Here is a 16,968-nt window from a genome sequence, read left to right as displayed (position 1 = left end):
ACCCCTGACGGGGGGCGGATCCCTTTCCACCAGGAAAGGGCTCCGACCCCGTCTCGTTTCCGGGCGACGTTGACCTGACCCTGCCGGGCGTCTGTGGGACAATGGCGCGCCCGCAGTTTCGCGGCCGCCTCCCGATTCCGACAGAACCATGACGCAGCCTACCCGTCGCCAGTTGGCCAACGCCATCCGCTTCCTTGCCGCTGATGCGGTTGAAACCGCAAATTCCGGCCATCCCGGCATGCCCATGGGCATGGCCGATATCGCCGAAGTGCTCTGGAACGACTTCCTCCGGCACAACCCGAACAACCCGCAGTGGTTCAACCGCGACCGCTTCGTGCTGTCCAACGGCCACGGCTCGATGCTGCAGTACGCGCTGCTGCACCTGAGCGGCTACGACCTGCCGATCGAGCAGCTGAAGCAGTTCCGCCAGCTGGGCAGCCACACCGCCGGCCACCCGGAACGCCACGAGACCCCGGGCGTGGAAACCACTACCGGCCCGCTGGGCCAGGGTTTTGCCAATGCCGTGGGCTTCGCCCTGGCCGAGAAGCTGCTGGCACAGCGCTTCAACCGCCCGGAGCTGGAGATCGTGGACCACCGCACCTGGGTGTTCATGGGCGATGGCTGCCTGATGGAAGGCGTGTCGCACGAAGCCGCTTCGCTGGCCGGCACCTGGGGCCTGCACAAGCTGGTCTGCTTCTGGGACAACAACCACATCTCCATCGACGGCAACGTCGAGGGCTGGTTCACCGACAACACCCCCGAGCGTTTCGAGGCCTACGGCTGGAACGTCGTGCGTGATGTCGACGGCCATGACCCGGAAAGCATCAAGGCCGGCATCGAGGCCGCGCTGTCGCAGAGCGACAAGCCGACCCTGATCTGCTGCCGCACCACGATCGGCTTCGGTTCACCGAACAAGGCCGGCAAGGAATCCAGCCACGGCGCCGCGCTGGGCAAGGACGAACTGGCCGCCACCCGCAAGGCGCTGGACTGGAACTACGGTCCGTTCGAGATTCCGGAAGAGATCTACGCCGGCTGGCGTGCCGGCGGTACCGGCACCCTGCGCCAGGCCGAGTGGGAACAGCAGTTCGACAAGTACGCCGCGCAGTACCCGGCCGAAGCCGCCGAACTGACCCGCCGTTCGCACGGCGAACTGCCGGCCGACTTCGTCGCCCAGGCTGATGCCTACATCGCCAAGGTCGCCGCTGAAGGCGCCACCATCGCCTCGCGCAAGGCCTCCCAGCTCGCCATTGAAGCCTTCGCGCCGCTGCTGCCGGAAATCGTCGGCGGCTCGGCCGATCTGGCGCACTCGAACCTGACCCTGTGGAAGGGCAGCAAGTCGGTGGCCAGCGATGATGCCAACGCCAACTACGTGTACTACGGCGTGCGCGAGTTCGGCATGACCGCCATCGCCAACGGCCTGGCCCTGCACGGTGGCTTCATTCCGTTCGACGCCACCTTCCTGGTGTTCAGCGATTACGCCCGCAACGGCGTGCGCATGAGCGCGCTGATCCCGGCCCACGCGATCCACGTCTACACCCACGACTCGATCGGCCTGGGCGAAGACGGCCCGACCCACCAGCCGGTGGAGCACCTGGCCTCGCTGCGCTACATCCCGAACAACGACGTGTGGCGCCCGTGCGATGCCGTCGAGTCGGCCGTGAGCTGGAAGGCTGCGATCACCCGCCAGGACGGCCCGAGCTGCCTGGTGTTCAGCCGCCAGAACCTGCCGCACCAGCCGCGCAGCGCCGAGCAGATCGCCCAGATCGAGCGCGGTGGCTACGTGCTGGCCGACGCCGCTGGCACCCCGGACGTGATCCTGATCGCCACCGGTTCGGAAGTCTCGCTGGCCACCGAGGCCAAGGCCCAGCTGGACGCCGCCGGCCTGAAGACCCGCGTGGTCTCCATCCCGTCCACCGACGTGTTCCTGCGCCAGGATGCGGCCTACCGTGAATCGGTGCTGCCCAATGCCGTGCGCAAGCGCGTGGCGATCGAAGCCGGCGTCACCGGTTTCTGGCGCCAGTTCGTCGGCCTGGACGGCGCGGTGATCGGTATCGACACCTTCGGTGCCTCGGCCCCGGCGGACAAGCTGTTCAAGCACTTCGGCATCACCACCGACCACGTGGTGGCCGCGGCGAAGGCGCTGTAAGCAGCTTCGCGAAGCAGAAAGGAAAAGGCCGGCGCAAGCCGGCCTTTTTCGTTTCCGGGTGGACACACTCTCTTTCCCGGAATGACTCATCGGCGAACCGGTGATGTCGCGTTGTCCTCTTTCGTCTTTACTGCGTTTCCTGCGAAAACAACGACCTTCGTGAGGTTCGCCGATGCGGGCCGAGTTCGTATACGGGAGGAATCGTGAACAGGACGCACATCCAAATTGCGGAATGTAAGGTCATGCCTTACAGTGGACGCCCGTGATCGTCAGCTTCCGGCACAAGGGGCTGAAAGCACTTTATGACCGTGGTGACGTGTCAGGAGTGAGACCAGACCATGTCGGCCGGTTGCGTCGCCTGCTCCATCAGTTGGATCAAGCCGAACTGCCCGGCGACATGGGATTACCAGGTAATCGCCTGCACCCATTGCAAGGGAACTACAAAGGCTATTGGTCCGTAAGTGTGTCGGCCAGCTGGCGAGTGATCTTCCGGTTCCGGGGGCCTGATGTTGAGTTGGTTGACTACCTTGATTACCACTAGGAGCACCCGCGATGCCCATGTATGACCCGCCTCATCCGGGGCAGTCGCTGCGCGAGGACATCCTGCCTGCGATCAACATGTCCATCAGTGCGCTGGCGCAGCACCTGGGGTACTCCCGAGGGCAGCTGTCGACGATCATCAACGGGCATGCGGGCATTTCTGCAGAGCTGGCGTACCGGCTGGAACTGGCTGGCTTGGGAAATGCACGGATGTGGCTGGCGATGCAGGCAGCCTATGATCTATGGCAAGCGGAACATCGGGAACATCCTCCGATCAAGCGTCTGTATCTGGGCGACATGCTGAACAGTCAGCAGTAGATCCACGCCATGCGTGGATAGACGCTACATCGCCCCGCGCACGTCCATCAGCGCGAACCCCAGCAGGTTCAACCCGCGCCACTGCGCCGGGTTGTGCGCGTCGGCGTGGTCCTTGGCCAGGCCGATGCCCCAGATGAAATCCACCGGGCTGGCTTCGACCAGTACCCAGCCTTCGGTCGCGCGCAGGAACGCCCCCAATTCCGGGTTCTGGGCGAACTTGGCCTTGTTGCCGTCCACCACCAGCCCGTAGCGCGCCTGTACCCAGCGCGCTTCGTCGAAGCCTTCGATCTGGCGACCCAGTGCCTTGGCCTTGTCCGGGGTGGTGCTGGCGATGATCCTGTCGAGCAGCTCGGTGGCACCGAACAGGCGCGCCTTGCCGGCCATCATGTAGTGCTCGGCGGTGCGGTAATGCACGCCGTCGATGTCGAAGCCGGCGTCATACCACTGGCTGAAACAGGAGGCGGACACACCGCTGCGCGGCGGCTGGTGGCCCCAGAAGCAGAGGTAACGCAGGTCTTCGCCTGCAGCCTGGCGCTGCTGCAGGTCATGCAGGAAACGGGAATCGTCTTTCATCGCTACAGGATAGCGCGCCGCCGTGCCCAGGTAGGTGCCAACCTTGGTTGGCACTGATGCTTGTCCGCCGGGCATGGCCCGGCGCTACCGTCGCCTACGCGGTGCGGGCCAACGCCAGGCGCAGCAGGCGTGCGTTCACGCGCTCACCAAAATTCTTCGGTGCCTGCAGATCCATGCGCTGCAGATACACCGCATCACCATCACCGGCGGGCTGCCGCAGCGCTGCCCAGACCGTGCGCAGCATGTCACCGCGCGTCTGCGTGTTCGATTTCAGCCAGCCCAGTGCCTTCACCAGCACCTGCTCGATCTCGTTGAAATCGCTGCCCAGCGGGTAGTCGGGCAGGGTGCCATCGGCACGGAACGGGGCCAGTGCCGCGGCCAGGGCCTGCGGCGTGTTGCGCTGTTCGCGCTGCGGGTCCGGGTGCCGCCCCGTACGCAGCTTGCGCGATGCGTAGGCCTGCTGCAGCAGCCTCGCCTGGAACGGCGCTTCGGTGATCGCGGCCATCGCCTGCACGCAGTCGTCGTCGGTCAACGCGCGCAGGTCGGCAATGCCGTACTCGTTGAGGTAGATGTCACGCAGGTGGCGTGGAATGGTCGTGTGCCCATAGTTCCAGCGCACGTTCGAGGCGCGCTGGCCCTTGTCGTCGCGCGCGGCGCGGAACATCAGCACGCTGCGCGCTTCCGGCAGCGCATGCGCCATCGCCACGAAGTTGTACTGCCCGCCCACGCCGGACACCACGCGGCCGTCGTCCAGCGCATCGGACACCGCCGCACCCAGCGCGGTGGCCATCATGCAGGAATTGAAGAAGCGCGCATGGCGGCGCTGCAGGCGCTCCAGCGTCTCGTTGCCGCCGTACAGCTGGTTGATCTCGCTGATGCGGCGCATGCCGATCGCGCGGCACTCGTCCTCGGGCAGCGTGCGCAGCCATTCGTAGAACTCGGGCGAGCCGAGGTAGAACGCGCCGTGCAGGTACTCGCCCTCGGCTTCCAGCGTGGCATGGTCGATGGACAGCGTGCTGCCATTCTCGATGCGCTGCATCAGCGCCAGATCGTCGTGCACCTTGCGCCGGATGACGCCGGTCTGCACCAGCCGCCGGAAGCCTTCGTTGAGCATTTCGCTGCAGCCGTACAGGCCCACCTCGAATGGATCCAGCCCGCCGATTTCCTGCACCAGCGGGTGGCTGGCCAGCTGCGGGTCCAGCGCGTTCAACACGCGGCGGTAGCGCGCGTTGTCGGTGTGGCGCAGCACCAGCGCATGGCTGAGTGCATCGGCCAGGGTGCCGATGCCGATCTGCAGCGTGCCGCCATCGCGGACCAGGGTGCTCGCGTACAGGCCGATGGCGTAGTCCGCATCGGCCACCGGCTGCCGTGGCAGGCTGAACAGCGCCGGGTACGGCGGCGGCGGGGTGATGACCAGATCGAAGAAGGACACATCCACCGTGGCCGTGCCGCCCAGGTAGGGCAGCTGCGGGTCGATCTCGGCCACCAGCAGCGGGCGTGGCAGTCCACGCGCGGCCATCGCATCCAGGGTGTCCTGGGTGATGTCGTTGTTGCACGACAACGAGAGCCGGCGATCGTCCGGGCGCATCGCCACCTTCTGCACGATCACGTGCGGCGCGCGCTGCGCAACGGCATCAGCGGCATGCGTGTAATTCAGGCTGGTGTAGCTGGACTGCGCCTGGCGCGAGCCGAGCAGCGCACCGGACTGCATGTAGAACTCCTCCACCTCAACATGCGGGGGCAGCGCATCGCGGGCGATCGCATCGGCGTAGGCCAGGCGCGGGAAATCCTCGCCGAAATGGCGCTGCACGAACGGCGCCATGAAGCGCGCCTCCAGGCCATCGCCGCGTGCCTTGGGCGGGTTCAACGACAGTGCGGTGTACAGCTGCAGCGGCCGCGACGCATCCCCTTCCACCCGCGCATACAACGCATTGAGCAGCCGGTGCGGCTTGCCCAGTGCCAGCGGTGCCCCCACCCGCAGCGGCCCGTCCACGCGCGCGAACAGCCAGTCAACGGCGGCGTCGAGGTCGGTCAGGTGTTCGGTCATGCGTGGCGGTCCTGCGGCAAGGGGAGTGCTGGCATTACAGCATGTCGGGCTTGAACCGCCGTCGACGCGAGATTTCCTGCCCCGAAACCATGAACCGGCCATCGCCCCGGTAGTGGAACGTGCGTGGCAGCTTCGGTCGCGGTGCGACGTGGGCGCGCACGATTTCCCAGATGAAAAGGTTGCTGGCCTGCACCTGGCTGTCGTCGTGCAGCCGGCATTCGAAGCTGGAATGGCATTGGCCGACCAGCGGTGCGGCGACGTCGCGGGCGGGCACTGCATCCAGGCCGAACCGTGCGAACTTGTCCACCTCGCGGCCGCTGCAGTTGCCGATGTCCACCACGGTGTCCAGCAGCTCCACGCCCGGCACGTTGATCACGCACTGCCGGCTGTCGCGGGCCAGGGCGAAGCTGTGGTTTTCGTTCCAGATGTAGGTGGCCAGCAGCGAGGGCGAGAAACCCATCACCATGTGCCAGCCCAGTGTCATCAGGTTGCGCTGGCCGTGGGCCGCCGTGCTGACCAGCACGATGGGGCCCGGCTCGAGGAAACGCCGGGCCTGGTCCACCGGGTAATCCAGTTTGCGCAGTGGCTTCATGCGGGCTCCGTGGGCAGAAGGACCGATGCTGGGGCAGGCCGGATGAACCTGCGGTCGAGGGCTTGACATCCCATTCGATTACGCGCGTAATCGGGTTGTCGATTACGGATGTAAACCATGACCCCGATCAGCGAAGCCGAAGCCGTCGTGATGGAAGTGCTGTGGCAGCAGGCGCCGCGCAGCGCCGATGAGGTGGTGGCCGCACTGGCCCACCGTGAATGGGCCGAGCCGACCATCAAGACCCTGCTCAACCGCCTGCTGACCAAGGGCGCGATCGCCGCCGAGCGCGATGGCCGCCGCTACCTGTACCAGCCGCTGCTGCAGCGCCAGGCCTGGGTGGAAACGCAGAGCCAGGACTTCATCGGCCGCGTGTTCGATGGCCGGGTGGCGCCGCTGGTGGCGCACTTCAGCGAGCGCGGGCAACTGACGGCGCAGGACATTGCCGAACTGAAGAAGCTGATCCAGGAGATGGACGATGAATGAGCTGCTCGATGGACTGTGGCAGGCCAGCCTGTGGCTGGCGCTGGGCGCGCTGCTGCTGGCGGCCGCGCGGCCACTGCTGGTGAAGCTGGGCGGCGCGGAGCTGGCCTATCGCAGCTGGTGGCTGCTGCCGCTGCTGCTGGTGGCCCTGCTGCTGCCCCTGCCGGCCTTGCGGGCATTGCCGGTGCTGCAGCATGTGCCCACGCTGCCGCTGAAGGTGGTGCCGGGCACCGTTGAAGGTGTCACCGCGCAGCTGCCGATGTGGCCGTGGCTGCTGGCCCTGGTCTGGGGGCTGGGCGCCGGCCTGCACCTGGCACGCGAACTGCGCGCGCAACGCCGCTTCGAGCGCGCACTGGGCACGCTGCAGGCACGTGGCGATGGCAGCTGGCAGGCCAGCGCCGACCCCGGCCTGCCCGCGCTGGTCGGCCTGTGGCAGCCGCGCATCGTGGTCGGCCCGCACTTCGACCAGCAGTTCGATGCAGACGAACAGGCGCTGATCCTGCGCCACGAACGCAGCCACCGCCGCAATGGCGACCACTGGGCCAATGGCGCATTGCTGCTGGCACGGTCGGTGTTCTGGTTCCACCCGTTGTTGCCCTGGGCCGCGCGCCGCTTCCTGCGCGACCAGGAACTGGCCTGCGATGCGCGCACCGTTGCCGCGCAGCCGACGCAGCGCCGTCTTTATGCCAGCACGCTGTTGAAGGCGCAGCTGGTCCACCCGGTTGCACCGATGGCATGTCATTGGCGCAGCCAACCCGTGTTGAAGGAGCGTATCGCCATGTTGAAGCAGTCGAAGCGGAAGGCATTGCCGAAGGTGTCCGGCCAGGTGTTGCTGATGGGGTTGTGCATGGGTGTTGCTGCGTTGGCCTGGGCCAGCCAGGGCGCGGTGAAGGGCACGCCGTCGGTCAGCGCCGAGCCGTTCCAGCACGCCGCGGCAGATGCCGCCAAGGCCGGCCTGGACAGCCCGATCCAGGCCCAGAAGATGTCACCGCCGAGCTATCCGGCCGAGGCTTTCGAGAAGGGCCTGACCGGCGTGGTGAACCTGATCGTGGCCGTCGATGCCAAGGGCACCGTCACCGACGTGCAGGTGGAAAGTGCGACCAACCCCGGCGTGTTTGAAGCCGCCTCGATTGCAGCGGCGCGTAAATGGACCTATACGCCGGCGATGAAAAATGGAAAGCCGGTGGCCGGCAAGCTGCGCGTCCCGATCACCTACGCCATGGACAACACCGAACCTGCTGGTGGCCAGGCGCAGTGAAGGCAGCGATGAAGGGCGCACCGCTGTGTATTGCAGCGGTGCTGCTGGCAGGCTGCGCCACCCGGGAGCGCGTGACCACGGTCGACACCCGCAGCGAGAACGTCGGCCACCAGCGCCTGCGCGCGGCGGATGGGGACGGTAGCGGGCAGATCCAGCCGTACACGCTGGCGGCCAGCGAGGGCTATCGGATGCCGCAGCTGCATACCGCACCCGACCCGGTGGTGGGCGGGAACGACCCTCGCACCTCGCTGCCACCGACCACCATCTGCCTGCAGGTGGTGGTCGACGCGCAGGGGCGGGTTGAACGCAGCCAGCCGTTGACCGACCGCAGTGAATGCAGCGCCGGCCTGGCGGCAGAGAACGGGCCGCTGCTGCAGGCTGCGCAGGCCGCGGTCGCGCAGTGGCTGTACTCGTCCGCAGCGGTCTGCCACTTCGCACCGGGCAAGGTGCCTGATGACCGTGGCTGCGAGGGCGCGGACCGCATCGAACCGGTGGCGGTCACCCTGCAGTACGCGTTCACCTTCGAGATCCTGAAGGGCCAGCACGTGGTACGCACGCAGGGTCGGTAGCGCCGGGCCATGCCCGGCGGACACCACGGCCTTGATCAGGCGCCGCCAACGATGTTGGCTTTCACCGCCGGCTGCATCAGCTTCGGTTCGGCCAGGGTCGCATCGCGTGCCTCGCGGACGCTGACGAACGCGGCTTCCTCCACGCCGTCGTGCACGTGGATGTTGTGCGCGCGCTGCTCGCCGATGCTGGTCTGGTTGGCGAACGCGCGGCCACCCGGGCCGTAGTCGTGGCAGACGAACACGCGGGTGGCATCGGGCAGGGCAAGCAGGCGCTGGATGGAGCGGTACAGCTGCGCGGCATCACCGCCCGGGAAATCGCAGCGGGCAGTGCCGCCATCGGGCATGAACAGCGAGTCGCCGGTAAACAGCGCATCGCCGATGAGGTAGGCGATGCTGTCGCTGGTGTGGCCGGGCACGGCGATGATGCGGCCCTGCAACTGGCCCAGCGCGAAGGTTTCGCCGTCGGTGAACAGATGGTCGAAGTGTGCGTCCTGCGCTGCCAGCTCCAGGCCGTAGCGCGGTGCGAAGGTGGCCTGCACCTCGCGGATGCCCTCGCCGATGGCCAGGGTTGCCTGCGGGAAGCGCTGCTTCAGCCGCCGCCCGGCCGACACGTGGTCGGCATGGGCGTGGGTTTCCAGCAGCCAGCGCAGGCGCAGGCCCTGCTGCTCGATGGCCTCCAGCAGCGGGCGCACCGGCGCGTCGCTGCTGGCGTCGGTGTCCGGGTCGTAATCCAGGACCGGGTCGATCAGCGCCGCTTCACCGCTGTCCGGGTCGAAGACCAGGTAGCTGAAGGTATTGCTGTCGCGGTGGAAGAAGGATTGGACCTGGGCCGACATCGGAACCTCCTCAGCGCGTGCCGAGCACGCGGTTCAGCAGCTGTGCCAGATTTTCGCCGGCCAGCCGCAGCTGTGCTTCGGCCACCGGGCGATAGCGCTCGGTGTATTCATCGCCGATCTTGTGCGTGGCCGGGTACACGCCCGGCTGCACCGAGATGCGGCAGCTGGCTTCGGCCCAGCGCTGCGGGTCGCGCTGCGGGTTGGACTGGCGGGCCAACTTCGGCGCCGGCAACGCGCGCAGCACCGGCAGGTAGCCGGCGTCATCCAGCTTGCGGGTGTTGAGCATGCCGCTGTCCCACAGCGAATGCAGATTGGTACCGCGGTTGCCGAACTGCAGCTGGAAGTCGTTGCCGCCCTTGTCGTGACCGTAGCCGGCATGCATCGGCTGGTGCACGTCACCGACCATGTGCACGACGAACTTCAGCGCCTGCAGGCGCTCGCCGTCGGTCAGGCTGTGGTCGCCGAGAATGGCGCTCTGCGCCTTCAGTGCTTCGACGATGCAGTTGCCGTTCCTGCAGTGCTTGGCCGGCTCGTACTGGCAGCCGTCCTCGGCGATGTTGACGTAGTGCCAGCCGGCGGAGCGACGGCCCAGGCCGGGGTCCTTGGCGCGCAGCTGGTCGGCCCACGGCGCGATGCTGGCCAGGGTGGCGCCGGGCTCGGTGGCCAGCAGGCGGTCGACCTCGGCACGCGCGGCCGGGTTGAGGCGGGTATCGGCCACTTCGGCCACCAGGCGATGGCCTTGCGCGCCCCAGGCATGGGCGGGGGCGGACAGGGTCAGCAGGGCCGGCGCGAGGGCGGCAGCGAGGATCAGGGAGTGCAGGGCATTCATGCGCCCATTCTAGCGGGGCGAAGGTAACCGCGGGTTTGACGCAATGTGTCCAAAAAAAAGCCCCGGCACACACACCGGGGCAACATGCTGCGAGGTTTGCGGGTGTCCTGGAACTTGAATCAGAACTTGAAGACGTAGGAGACGCCGTAAGCCAGCGGGTCGATGTTGACCGTGCCGATCTTCTCGCCGTCCAGCTTCACCTTGCTGTCGATGTCGATCCAGCGCAGGTCCACGCGCAGCGCGCCCTTCTCGCCGATGGCGAAGTCGATGCCGGCATGCGCGGCCAGGCCCCACGAGTCTTCCAGCTTCAGCTTGCTGGCCGCCAGCGCGCCAGTGGTGTCCTCGCTGAAGAACGTCGTGTAGTTCAGGCCCGCGCCGACGAACGGCGAGACCTTGCCCTTGCTGTTGAAGTGGTACTGCAGGCTTACCACCGGCGGCAGGTGCTTGGTGCTGCCCACGCGGCCCAGGCCGTTGATGTTGATGTCGTGCTTGAACGGCAGCGCGGCCAGCACTTCGATGCCGAGGTTGTCGGCGATGAAGTATTCACCGGTGATGGTCGGCTTGATGTCACTGTCGACGTCCACCTTCAGGGTGCCACCGGCCAGCGAGCCGTTGTTCGACTTCGGGGCGACCTGGTGGACGCCGGCCGAGACGGTCCAGTCGCCCTTGGACTGGGCCATGGCCGGGGCGGCGGCCAGCGAGACGGCAGCGGCCAGGATCAGGGGGGAGGTCTTGCGCATGGGGGTGTTCTCGTTGCTGGGTGGATGCGGCCAGTCTCGGCCTCACGCCGCGCTAACGCTTTGATCCGGATCAAATCCTGTCCCGCCGCCTGCCAGCCCGCGGCGCTGGCCGGCGGTGGCCAGTGGGGTGCTGCTAGACTTATGGGCCCTATCCATCCCGCCGCACCTGTCGCGGCTGCAGGAGCTTCTGAACATGGCAATCAAGGTTGGTATCAACGGTTTCGGTCGCATCGGACGCAACGTCCTGCGCTCGGCGGTGCTGAACTTCGGCGATGACATCGAAATCGTGGCCATCAACGATCTGCTGGAGCCGGACTACCTGGCGTACATGCTGAAGTACGACTCCGTGCATGGCCGCTTCAAGGCCGACGTGGCGGTGCAGGGCAACGACCTGCTGGTCAACGGCAAGAAGATCCGCCTGACCCAGGAACGCGACCCGGCCAACCTGAAGTGGGACGAAGTCGGCGCCGACGTGGTGCTGGAAGCCACCGGCCTGTTCCTGACCAAGGAAACCGCGCAGAAGCACATCGATGCGGGCGCGAAGAAGGTCATCCTGTCGGCTCCGTCGAAGGACGACACGCCGATGTTCGTGTTCGGGGTGAATGACAAGACCTACGCCGGCCAGGCGATCATCTCCAACGCGTCGTGCACCACCAACTGCCTGGCCCCGCTGGCCAAGGTCATCAACGACAAGTGGGGCATCAAGCGCGGCCTGATGACCACCGTGCACGCGGCCACGGCCACCCAGAAGACCGTCGATGGCCCGTCCAACAAGGACTGGCGCGGCGGCCGCGGCATCCTGGAGAACATCATTCCGTCGTCCACCGGTGCGGCCAAGGCCGTAGGCGTGGTCATCCCGGAACTGAACAAGAAGCTGACCGGCATGAGCTTCCGCGTCCCGACCTCGGACGTGTCGGTGGTCGACCTGACCGTCGAGCTGGAAAAGGAAGCCACCTACGCCGAGATCTGCGCCGAAGTGAAGGCACAGAGCGAAGGCGCGCTGAAGGGCATCCTGGGCTACACCGAAGACAAGGTGGTGGCCACCGATTTCGTCGGTGAAACCCACACCTCGGTGTTCGATGCCGACGCCGGCATCGCCCTCGACGGCACCTTCGTCAAGCTCGTGTCGTGGTACGACAACGAGTGGGGCTACTCGAACAAGTGCCTGGAAATGGCCAAGGTCGTCGCGGCCAAGTAAGGCCCGCGAAGATTGCCACACGAACCCCGGCTTGCGGGGGTTCGTCGTTCATGGGCCCGGCTGACGTAGCATGGGCCACGGACCGCTGCCGCTGGGGTGCGGCTGCGTTGGGGTAGACGAAGAATGGAAGCACTGATCGTCCTGGTGGTGTTGGCCCTGCTGGCGATACCGCTGCTGCTGGTGGTAGCACTGGTGATGATCGCCGGCCTGCGCCGGCGCGTGGCCGCGCTGGAGAGCGCAGTGGCCGACGGCATCGCGGCCACCGCCGCCCCGCCGCGTGAGGCCGGGGCCGCCGTGGCGCCGCCACGGCCCGCCGCTGCGCCCCGCGAGCCGCCGCTGCTGCGCCCGGCTGCGGCCGCTCCGCCGCCGGTGGTATCGCCGGTACCTCCCGTTGCACCGCGTCCCGCGCCCGAACCACCTGCGCCCCCCGTGCCCCCTGTGCCACCGCCGGTATCGGCGCGCCCGCCGCTGCCGCCGCAGCCGGCGCAGCCCAACGTCATTGAACGCGCCGTGGGCGCGGCCAAGCGCTGGTTTACCGAGGGCAACGTACCGGTGAAGATCGGCATGCTGGTGCTTCTGGCCGGCGTTGCCGCGCTGCTGAAGTACGTCAGCGACCAGGGCTGGCTGGTGCTGCCCATCGAGCTGCGCCTGGCTGCCATCACCGTTGGCGCGCTGTGCCTGCTGGGCTTCGGCTGGCACCAGCGTGAACGTCGTCGGTTGTTTGCGCTGGCCCTGCAGGGCGGTGCCATCGGCGTGCTGCTGCTGACCATCTTCGCTGCGTTCAAGCGCTTCGAACTCATCAACCCCGGCTTCGCCTTCGCCAGCTCGATCCTGCTGGTGGCGGGCCTGTGCGTGCTGGCCGTGGTGCAGAACTCGCGCACGCTGGCAGTGCTGGGCATCCTTGCCGGCTTCATGGCGCCGCTGTGGCTGTCCACCGGCAGTGGCAACCACGTCGGGCTGTTCAGTTACTACGCGGTGCTCAATGCGGGCATCTTTGCCATCGCCTGGTTCCGCCCGTGGCGCGCGCTCAACCTGCTGGGTTTTGCTTTCACCTTCGGCATCGGCACCTTCTGGGGCGTGCTGCAGTACCGCGCCGACAAGTTCGCCAGCACCGAACCCTTCCTGCTGCTGTTCTTCGCGTTCTACCTGCTGATCCCGCTGCTGTACGCACGCCGCCAGCCGGCCGAGCGCCGCGATCTGGTCGATGGCAGCCTGGTGTTCGGCACGCCGCTGATCGCGTTCTCGCTGCAGGCCGGCATGCTGCACGAGCAGCCGATGACGCTGGCGCTGTGCGCGCTGGGCCTGGCAGCGGTCTATGCGTTGCTGGCACGCGCGCTGATCCATCGCGCGTCGTACAGCGTGCTGGCGCAGTCGCACGCAGTGCTGGCGGTGGGTTTTGCCACCCTCGCGGTGCCGCTGGCGCTGTCGGCGCGTGCCACCGGCGCGGTGTTCGCACTGGAAGGTGCTGGCCTGGCGTGGCTGGGGCTGCGGCAGAAGCGCTGGCTGCCGCAGGTGGCGGCCGCGCTGCTGCAGCTTGGTGCCGCGTTCGCCTTCGTGGTGGGCGCCGACCACTGGCACGGCGACACCCGGTTCCTGCTCAACGCCACCGCCGTCGGCGCGCTGCTGCTGGCCGTGGCCGGCTTCGCCAGTGCCTGGAGCTACCAGCGCCGCGCGCGGCATGACGTGGCCCTGGTCTATTACCTGTGGGGCCTGTTGTGGTGGCTGGGCGGCTTCGTCCATGAAATCGTCCGCTTCATCGAGCACGCAGCAAAGGCCGATGCCCTGCTGGTGCTGGCGGCGGTGACCGCCTGGCTGGCCGCCGAGGTGCATCGTCGGCAGCCGGCGCGTGCGCTGGGCATGACCGCGCTGCTGATGCTGGCGACGGGCTTCCCACTGGCGCTGTTGCAGGGCGATGCGCACCAGCAGCCGTTTGCCGGCTACGGCGGGCTGGCCTGGGCGGTGTTTGCGGTGCTGGGCGTGCGCACGCTGTTGTGCCTGCGGCAGAGCGGCGACGGCGTGGGCCGCATCGCCCAGTTCCTGTGGTGGCTGCTGTGGCCTTCGCTGCTGTCCCTGCTTGCGCTGTGGGGCGATGATGCCGCGCAGCTGGCGCAGGGCTGGACGGCGCTGCTGGTGACCCTGCCGTGGCTGCTGCTGGCGGCCGTGTCGCTGTGGCGCTGGACGTGGTTGCGCTGGCCGCTGGGCGATGCCTTCGACGCGGCACGCACCACCCTGCAGACCGTGGTGTTTGGTGTGCTGGCCTGTGCCTGGTGGATCGGCATCAGCCTGGCCGGTGATGCCGATCCGCTGCCGTGGCTGCCGGTGCTCAATCCGGCTGAACTTGCGCAGTGGCTGAGCCTGCTGCTGGCCGCGCGCTGGCTGTTCGGCAGCCAGGCCCCGGCCTCGTTGCAGCGCCTGCGCGTGCCGGTGCTGGCGCTGGCCGGTTTCATCGCCCTCACCAGCACCGTGCTGCACGGTGTCCACCACTGGGGCGGCGCGCCCTGGAGCCCGTCGATGGCACGCGGGAGCCTGGCCCAGACCAGCCTGACGGTGCTGTGGAGCGTGCTGGGCGTGATCGCCTGGGTCTGGGGCTCGCGCCGTGGCCAGCGCGTCCTGTGGATGGTGGGTGCCGTGTTGATGGCCGTGGTGCTGGCCAAGCTGGTGCTGATCGACCGCCAGCATCTTGGCAACCTGCTCGGTATCGCATCGTTCATCGCCTACGGCCTGCTGTGCACGGTCGTGGGCTATCTGGCGCCGGCGCCCCCGGGCACCGCGCCGACCGTGGAGAACACGCAATGAAGACATGGCGCAGTGCATTGCTGCCGATCCTGCTGGCCGTAGCGGGTACGGCATCCGCGCAGGCCAACGATTACCGCAGGCACTACGCCGAGCAGTGGCCGTTGAGCCTGTCCAGCGCGCAGTCCGGCGCTTACCGCGTGGTGCTGGAGCCGGCCATCTACCGCCGCGCTGGCCGTGCCGACCTGGGCGACCTGCAGGTGTTCAACGCCGCCGGGCAGGCGTTGCCGTCGGCGCTGCTGGCCCCCGACCAGCCGCTGGCGCAGCCGCCGGTGCAGCGCGAGCTGCCGTGGTTCGCGCTGCCGCCGCTGGCCGAAGCGCAGCGCAACGACCTGCAGTTGCTGACCGAGCGCGATACCGATGGTCGCGTTCGCCGGGTCGAGGCGCGGGTGGGCAGTGGCGCCGTGGCGAACGGGCAGGGCGGCTGGCTGATCGACGGCAGCGTGCTGGGCCAGCAGCCGGTCGCGGCGCTGGTGCTGGACTGGGTCGACAGCGGCCAACCCCTGCAGGCACAGGTGCAGATCGACGCCAGTGACGACCTGCAGCACTGGCGCGCGGTGTCGCGCGATGTGCCGCTGGTGGACCTGCAGCGCGCCGGCAAGCGCCTGCTGCAGCGCCGCTTGCAGGTGGATGGCAATGCGCGTTACCTGCGCGTGCTGCCGCAGGGGGAAGCGCGCCTGCCGACCCTGCGCAGCGTGCTGGCCGAACTGCCGCCTGCCCCGGCGACGGTGCCATGGGAGTGGCTGTCATTGCAGCCGACCGCCGCCGGCAAGGGCGAATACACCTTCGAGCTGGACGGGCGATTCCCGGTCAGCAAGGCCGACGTGGCCAGCACCGACAACAGCCTGGTGCAGTGGACGCTGTACAGCCGCGACGATGCCAACGCGGAATGGCAGCGGCGCAGCGCGCCGTGGATCGCCTACCAGGTGCAGCAGGGCGCACCGGGCCAGCGCCAGCAGTCGGCGGCACAGTCACTGGCCGGACCGTGGCGTGACCGTTACTGGAAGCTGGTGGCCAGCCCGGTGGAAACGGCCACCGCGCCGACTCTGCGCCTGGGCTACCAGCCGGAAGTGATGGTGTTCCTCAGCCAGGGCGCGGCGCCGTATGCGCTGGCCGTGGGCAGCGCCACCGCACGCCGGGCCGAAGCCCCGATCGCGGTGCTGATCGAGGAACTGCGCCAGCGCAACGACCCTGCGTGGCAGCCGACGCTGGCGCGCCTGGAAGGCGCCCCGGAGACGCTGGCCGGCGCGGCGGCACTGGAGCCGCAGCGAGACTGGAAGGCATGGTTGTTGTGGGCGCTGCTTGGCCTGGGCGTGCTGGTGGTGGGTGGCCTGGCGGTCAGCCTGCTGCGGCAGAAGCCTGCGCCTTCGGCGTAGGTTCCCGCGAACGGCGCAGCCCCTCGTGGGTGGTCGGTTGGTCGCGTAGAGCAGATGCCGCCCGGCCTCTGACCGTTTCCGTGTGCGTCCACCCACGGAAAAGAAAAAAGAAGAGCAAAAGCTGCTTGGCTGCGCGCTCGCTGTAGCGCCGAGCCCACGCTCGGCTGCTCTGCGCGATGGATTCAGCCGAGCATGGGCTCGGCTCTACATTCCTTCTCCATCCGACATCAGAAACCGCTTCTGCTCTTGCCTTCCGTTCCGTCACCGGGAACCTGTCGAGGCCAGGGCGGTGTGGGTGGGCGGGACCGCAGGCGCCATGGATGGCGCCTACGAGCCCCCATGGTGAAGTGACCCCCTGAAGTTGGACGGTTGGGGGGGCTAGGCGGCCAGCGCGACCTGCTCCCGGTACTTTATCGGGCTCAAGCCCTTTAATTTCAGCCGGATACGGTCTTCGTTGTAGTACCGGATGTACTCCACCAGCCCAGCTTCCAGGCTTTCGATGCTGTCAAAGTTGTTCAGGTAGAAGAATTCCGACTTCAGCGTCCCGAAGAAGCTCTCCATGGCCGCGTTGTCCAAGCAGTTTCCGCGGCGGGACATGCTCTGTTTCAGCGAGTGTTTCGCTAGCTTGTGGCGATAGCTTTCATGCTGATAGTGCCAGCCTTGGTCAGAGTGG

Annotated in this window: 16 protein-coding genes; 9 read left to right on the top strand and 7 right to left on the bottom strand. The window is 67.6% G+C overall.

Going from position 1 to position 16,968, the window contains the following annotated elements; all coding sequences use genetic code 11:
• Positions 1 to 148 precede the first annotated feature (148 nt).
• From tkt to IAE41_RS18885, 3 genes are all read left to right on the top strand, one after another.
• Positions 149 to 2,146, top strand: a complete 1,998-nt coding sequence (tkt, locus tag IAE41_RS18895; protein ID WP_108760452.1) for a transketolase — start codon at positions 149 to 151, stop codon at positions 2,144 to 2,146.
• A 262-nt stretch (positions 2,147 to 2,408) separates the two neighbouring features.
• A complete protein-coding gene (locus tag IAE41_RS18890; protein WP_200734157.1) occupies positions 2,409 to 2,687 on the top strand; it encodes a type II toxin-antitoxin system RelE/ParE family toxin in 279 nt (92 codons plus the stop codon).
• Between the two features lie 11 nt (positions 2,688 to 2,698).
• The gene (locus IAE41_RS18885; protein WP_200734156.1) at positions 2,699 to 3,004 is read left to right on the top strand and encodes a HigA family addiction module antitoxin; all 306 of its coding nucleotides are present in this window, start codon (positions 2,699 to 2,701) and stop codon (positions 3,002 to 3,004) included.
• A gap of 24 nt (positions 3,005 to 3,028) precedes the next feature.
• Here the strand turns inward: IAE41_RS18885 and IAE41_RS18880 are convergent, their stop codons facing one another.
• The 3 genes from IAE41_RS18880 to IAE41_RS18870 are packed head-to-tail and all read right to left on the bottom strand — an operon-like array spanning position 3,029 to position 6,216.
• Entirely contained in the window at positions 3,029 to 3,631 is a 603-nt protein-coding gene (locus tag IAE41_RS18880) for an NADAR family protein (RefSeq protein ID WP_325167014.1), read from the bottom strand.
• Positions 3,632 to 3,671: 40 nt separating this feature from the next.
• Entirely contained in the window at positions 3,672 to 5,624 is a 1,953-nt protein-coding gene (locus tag IAE41_RS18875; protein WP_200734155.1) for an acetyl-CoA hydrolase/transferase C-terminal domain-containing protein, read from the bottom strand.
• 34 nt (positions 5,625 to 5,658) lie between these two features.
• Positions 5,659 to 6,216 carry a flavin reductase family protein gene (locus tag IAE41_RS18870; protein ID WP_200734154.1) on the bottom strand — a complete coding sequence of 186 codons (558 nt, stop codon included), beginning with the start codon at positions 6,214 to 6,216 and terminating at the stop codon, positions 5,659 to 5,661.
• A 117-nt stretch (positions 6,217 to 6,333) separates the two neighbouring features.
• Between IAE41_RS18870 and IAE41_RS18865 the strand changes: the two genes are divergently transcribed.
• Genes IAE41_RS18865 through IAE41_RS18855 form a run of 3 tightly spaced genes read left to right on the top strand, consistent with a single transcriptional unit; the run spans position 6,334 to position 8,523 of the window.
• Positions 6,334 to 6,699, top strand: coding sequence for a BlaI/MecI/CopY family transcriptional regulator (locus tag IAE41_RS18865; RefSeq protein WP_079223013.1), 366 nt, complete (start codon positions 6,334 to 6,336; stop codon positions 6,697 to 6,699).
• The gene (locus IAE41_RS18860; RefSeq protein ID WP_200734153.1) at positions 6,692 to 7,954 is read left to right on the top strand and encodes a M56 family metallopeptidase; all 1,263 of its coding nucleotides are present in this window, start codon (positions 6,692 to 6,694) and stop codon (positions 7,952 to 7,954) included. The genes IAE41_RS18865 and IAE41_RS18860 overlap by 8 nt, the downstream gene beginning before the upstream one ends.
• Before the next feature lie 8 nt (positions 7,955 to 7,962).
• Positions 7,963 to 8,523 carry a hypothetical protein gene (locus IAE41_RS18855; protein WP_200734152.1) on the top strand — a complete coding sequence of 187 codons (561 nt, stop codon included), beginning with the start codon at positions 7,963 to 7,965 and terminating at the stop codon, positions 8,521 to 8,523.
• A gap of 35 nt (positions 8,524 to 8,558) precedes the next feature.
• Here IAE41_RS18855 and IAE41_RS18850 read toward each other — a convergent pair whose 3' ends face one another.
• From IAE41_RS18850 to IAE41_RS18840, 3 genes are all read right to left on the bottom strand, one after another.
• A complete protein-coding gene (locus tag IAE41_RS18850) occupies positions 8,559 to 9,359 on the bottom strand; it encodes an MBL fold metallo-hydrolase (protein ID WP_200734151.1) in 801 nt (266 codons plus the stop codon).
• 10 nt (positions 9,360 to 9,369) lie between these two features.
• Positions 9,370 to 10,188: a S1/P1 nuclease gene (locus IAE41_RS18845; RefSeq protein ID WP_200734150.1), complete on the bottom strand. Its 819-nt coding sequence runs from the start codon at positions 10,186 to 10,188 to the stop codon at positions 9,370 to 9,372.
• 119 nt (positions 10,189 to 10,307) lie between these two features.
• Complete coding sequence (locus IAE41_RS18840) at positions 10,308 to 10,928, bottom strand: OmpW family outer membrane protein (protein WP_200734149.1); 621 nt, start codon at positions 10,926 to 10,928, stop codon at positions 10,308 to 10,310.
• 193 nt (positions 10,929 to 11,121) lie between these two features.
• Here IAE41_RS18840 and gap point away from each other — a divergent pair, with 193 nt between their 5' ends.
• From gap to IAE41_RS18825, 3 genes are all read left to right on the top strand, one after another.
• Complete coding sequence (gene gap / locus IAE41_RS18835) at positions 11,122 to 12,126, top strand: type I glyceraldehyde-3-phosphate dehydrogenase (RefSeq protein WP_079222994.1); 1,005 nt, start codon at positions 11,122 to 11,124, stop codon at positions 12,124 to 12,126.
• Positions 12,127 to 12,249: 123 nt separating this feature from the next.
• Positions 12,250 to 14,922: a DUF2339 domain-containing protein gene (locus IAE41_RS18830; RefSeq protein WP_200734148.1), complete on the top strand. Its 2,673-nt coding sequence runs from the start codon at positions 12,250 to 12,252 to the stop codon at positions 14,920 to 14,922.
• Positions 14,919 to 16,295 carry a DUF3999 domain-containing protein gene (locus tag IAE41_RS18825; protein ID WP_200734147.1) on the top strand — a complete coding sequence of 459 codons (1,377 nt, stop codon included), beginning with the start codon at positions 14,919 to 14,921 and terminating at the stop codon, positions 16,293 to 16,295. The genes IAE41_RS18830 and IAE41_RS18825 overlap by 4 nt, the downstream gene beginning before the upstream one ends.
• A gap of 378 nt (positions 16,296 to 16,673) precedes the next feature.
• Here the strand turns inward: IAE41_RS18825 and IAE41_RS18820 are convergent.
• On the bottom strand, positions 16,674 to 16,968 hold a 295-nt coding region (locus IAE41_RS18820; RefSeq protein WP_200734146.1), incomplete at its 5' end, for an IS3 family transposase.

The organism is Stenotrophomonas sp. S39, assembly GCF_016624665.1.
Classification (GTDB): Bacteria; Pseudomonadota; Gammaproteobacteria; order Xanthomonadales; family Xanthomonadaceae; genus Stenotrophomonas.
This window is presented reverse-complemented; position numbering and strand designations above follow the sequence as displayed.

What these genes read in the sequence shown, in the direction of transcription:
- tkt (WP_108760452.1), top strand. Translation starts at nt 149, where the DNA reads ATGACGCAGCCTACCCGTCGCCAGTTGGCCAACGCCATCCGCTTCCTT.
- IAE41_RS18885 (WP_200734156.1), top strand. Translation starts at nt 2,699, where the DNA reads ATGCCCATGTATGACCCGCCTCATCCGGGGCAGTCGCTGCGCGAGGAC.
- IAE41_RS18875 (WP_200734155.1), bottom strand. Translation starts at nt 5,624, where the DNA reads ATGACCGAACACCTGACCGACCTCGACGCCGCCGTTGACTGGCTGTTC.
- IAE41_RS18870 (WP_200734154.1), bottom strand. Translation starts at nt 6,216, where the DNA reads ATGAAGCCACTGCGCAAACTGGATTACCCGGTGGACCAGGCCCGGCGT.
- IAE41_RS18865 (WP_079223013.1), top strand. Translation starts at nt 6,334, where the DNA reads ATGACCCCGATCAGCGAAGCCGAAGCCGTCGTGATGGAAGTGCTGTGG.
- IAE41_RS18860 (WP_200734153.1), top strand. Translation starts at nt 6,692, where the DNA reads ATGAATGAGCTGCTCGATGGACTGTGGCAGGCCAGCCTGTGGCTGGCG.
- IAE41_RS18855 (WP_200734152.1), top strand. Translation starts at nt 7,963, where the DNA reads ATGAAGGGCGCACCGCTGTGTATTGCAGCGGTGCTGCTGGCAGGCTGC.
- IAE41_RS18850 (WP_200734151.1), bottom strand. Translation starts at nt 9,359, where the DNA reads ATGTCGGCCCAGGTCCAATCCTTCTTCCACCGCGACAGCAATACCTTC.
- IAE41_RS18845 (WP_200734150.1), bottom strand. Translation starts at nt 10,188, where the DNA reads ATGAATGCCCTGCACTCCCTGATCCTCGCTGCCGCCCTCGCGCCGGCC.
- IAE41_RS18840 (WP_200734149.1), bottom strand. Translation starts at nt 10,928, where the DNA reads ATGCGCAAGACCTCCCCCCTGATCCTGGCCGCTGCCGTCTCGCTGGCC.
- gap (WP_079222994.1), top strand. Translation starts at nt 11,122, where the DNA reads ATGGCAATCAAGGTTGGTATCAACGGTTTCGGTCGCATCGGACGCAAC.
- IAE41_RS18830 (WP_200734148.1), top strand. Translation starts at nt 12,250, where the DNA reads ATGGAAGCACTGATCGTCCTGGTGGTGTTGGCCCTGCTGGCGATACCG.
- IAE41_RS18825 (WP_200734147.1), top strand. Translation starts at nt 14,919, where the DNA reads ATGAAGACATGGCGCAGTGCATTGCTGCCGATCCTGCTGGCCGTAGCG.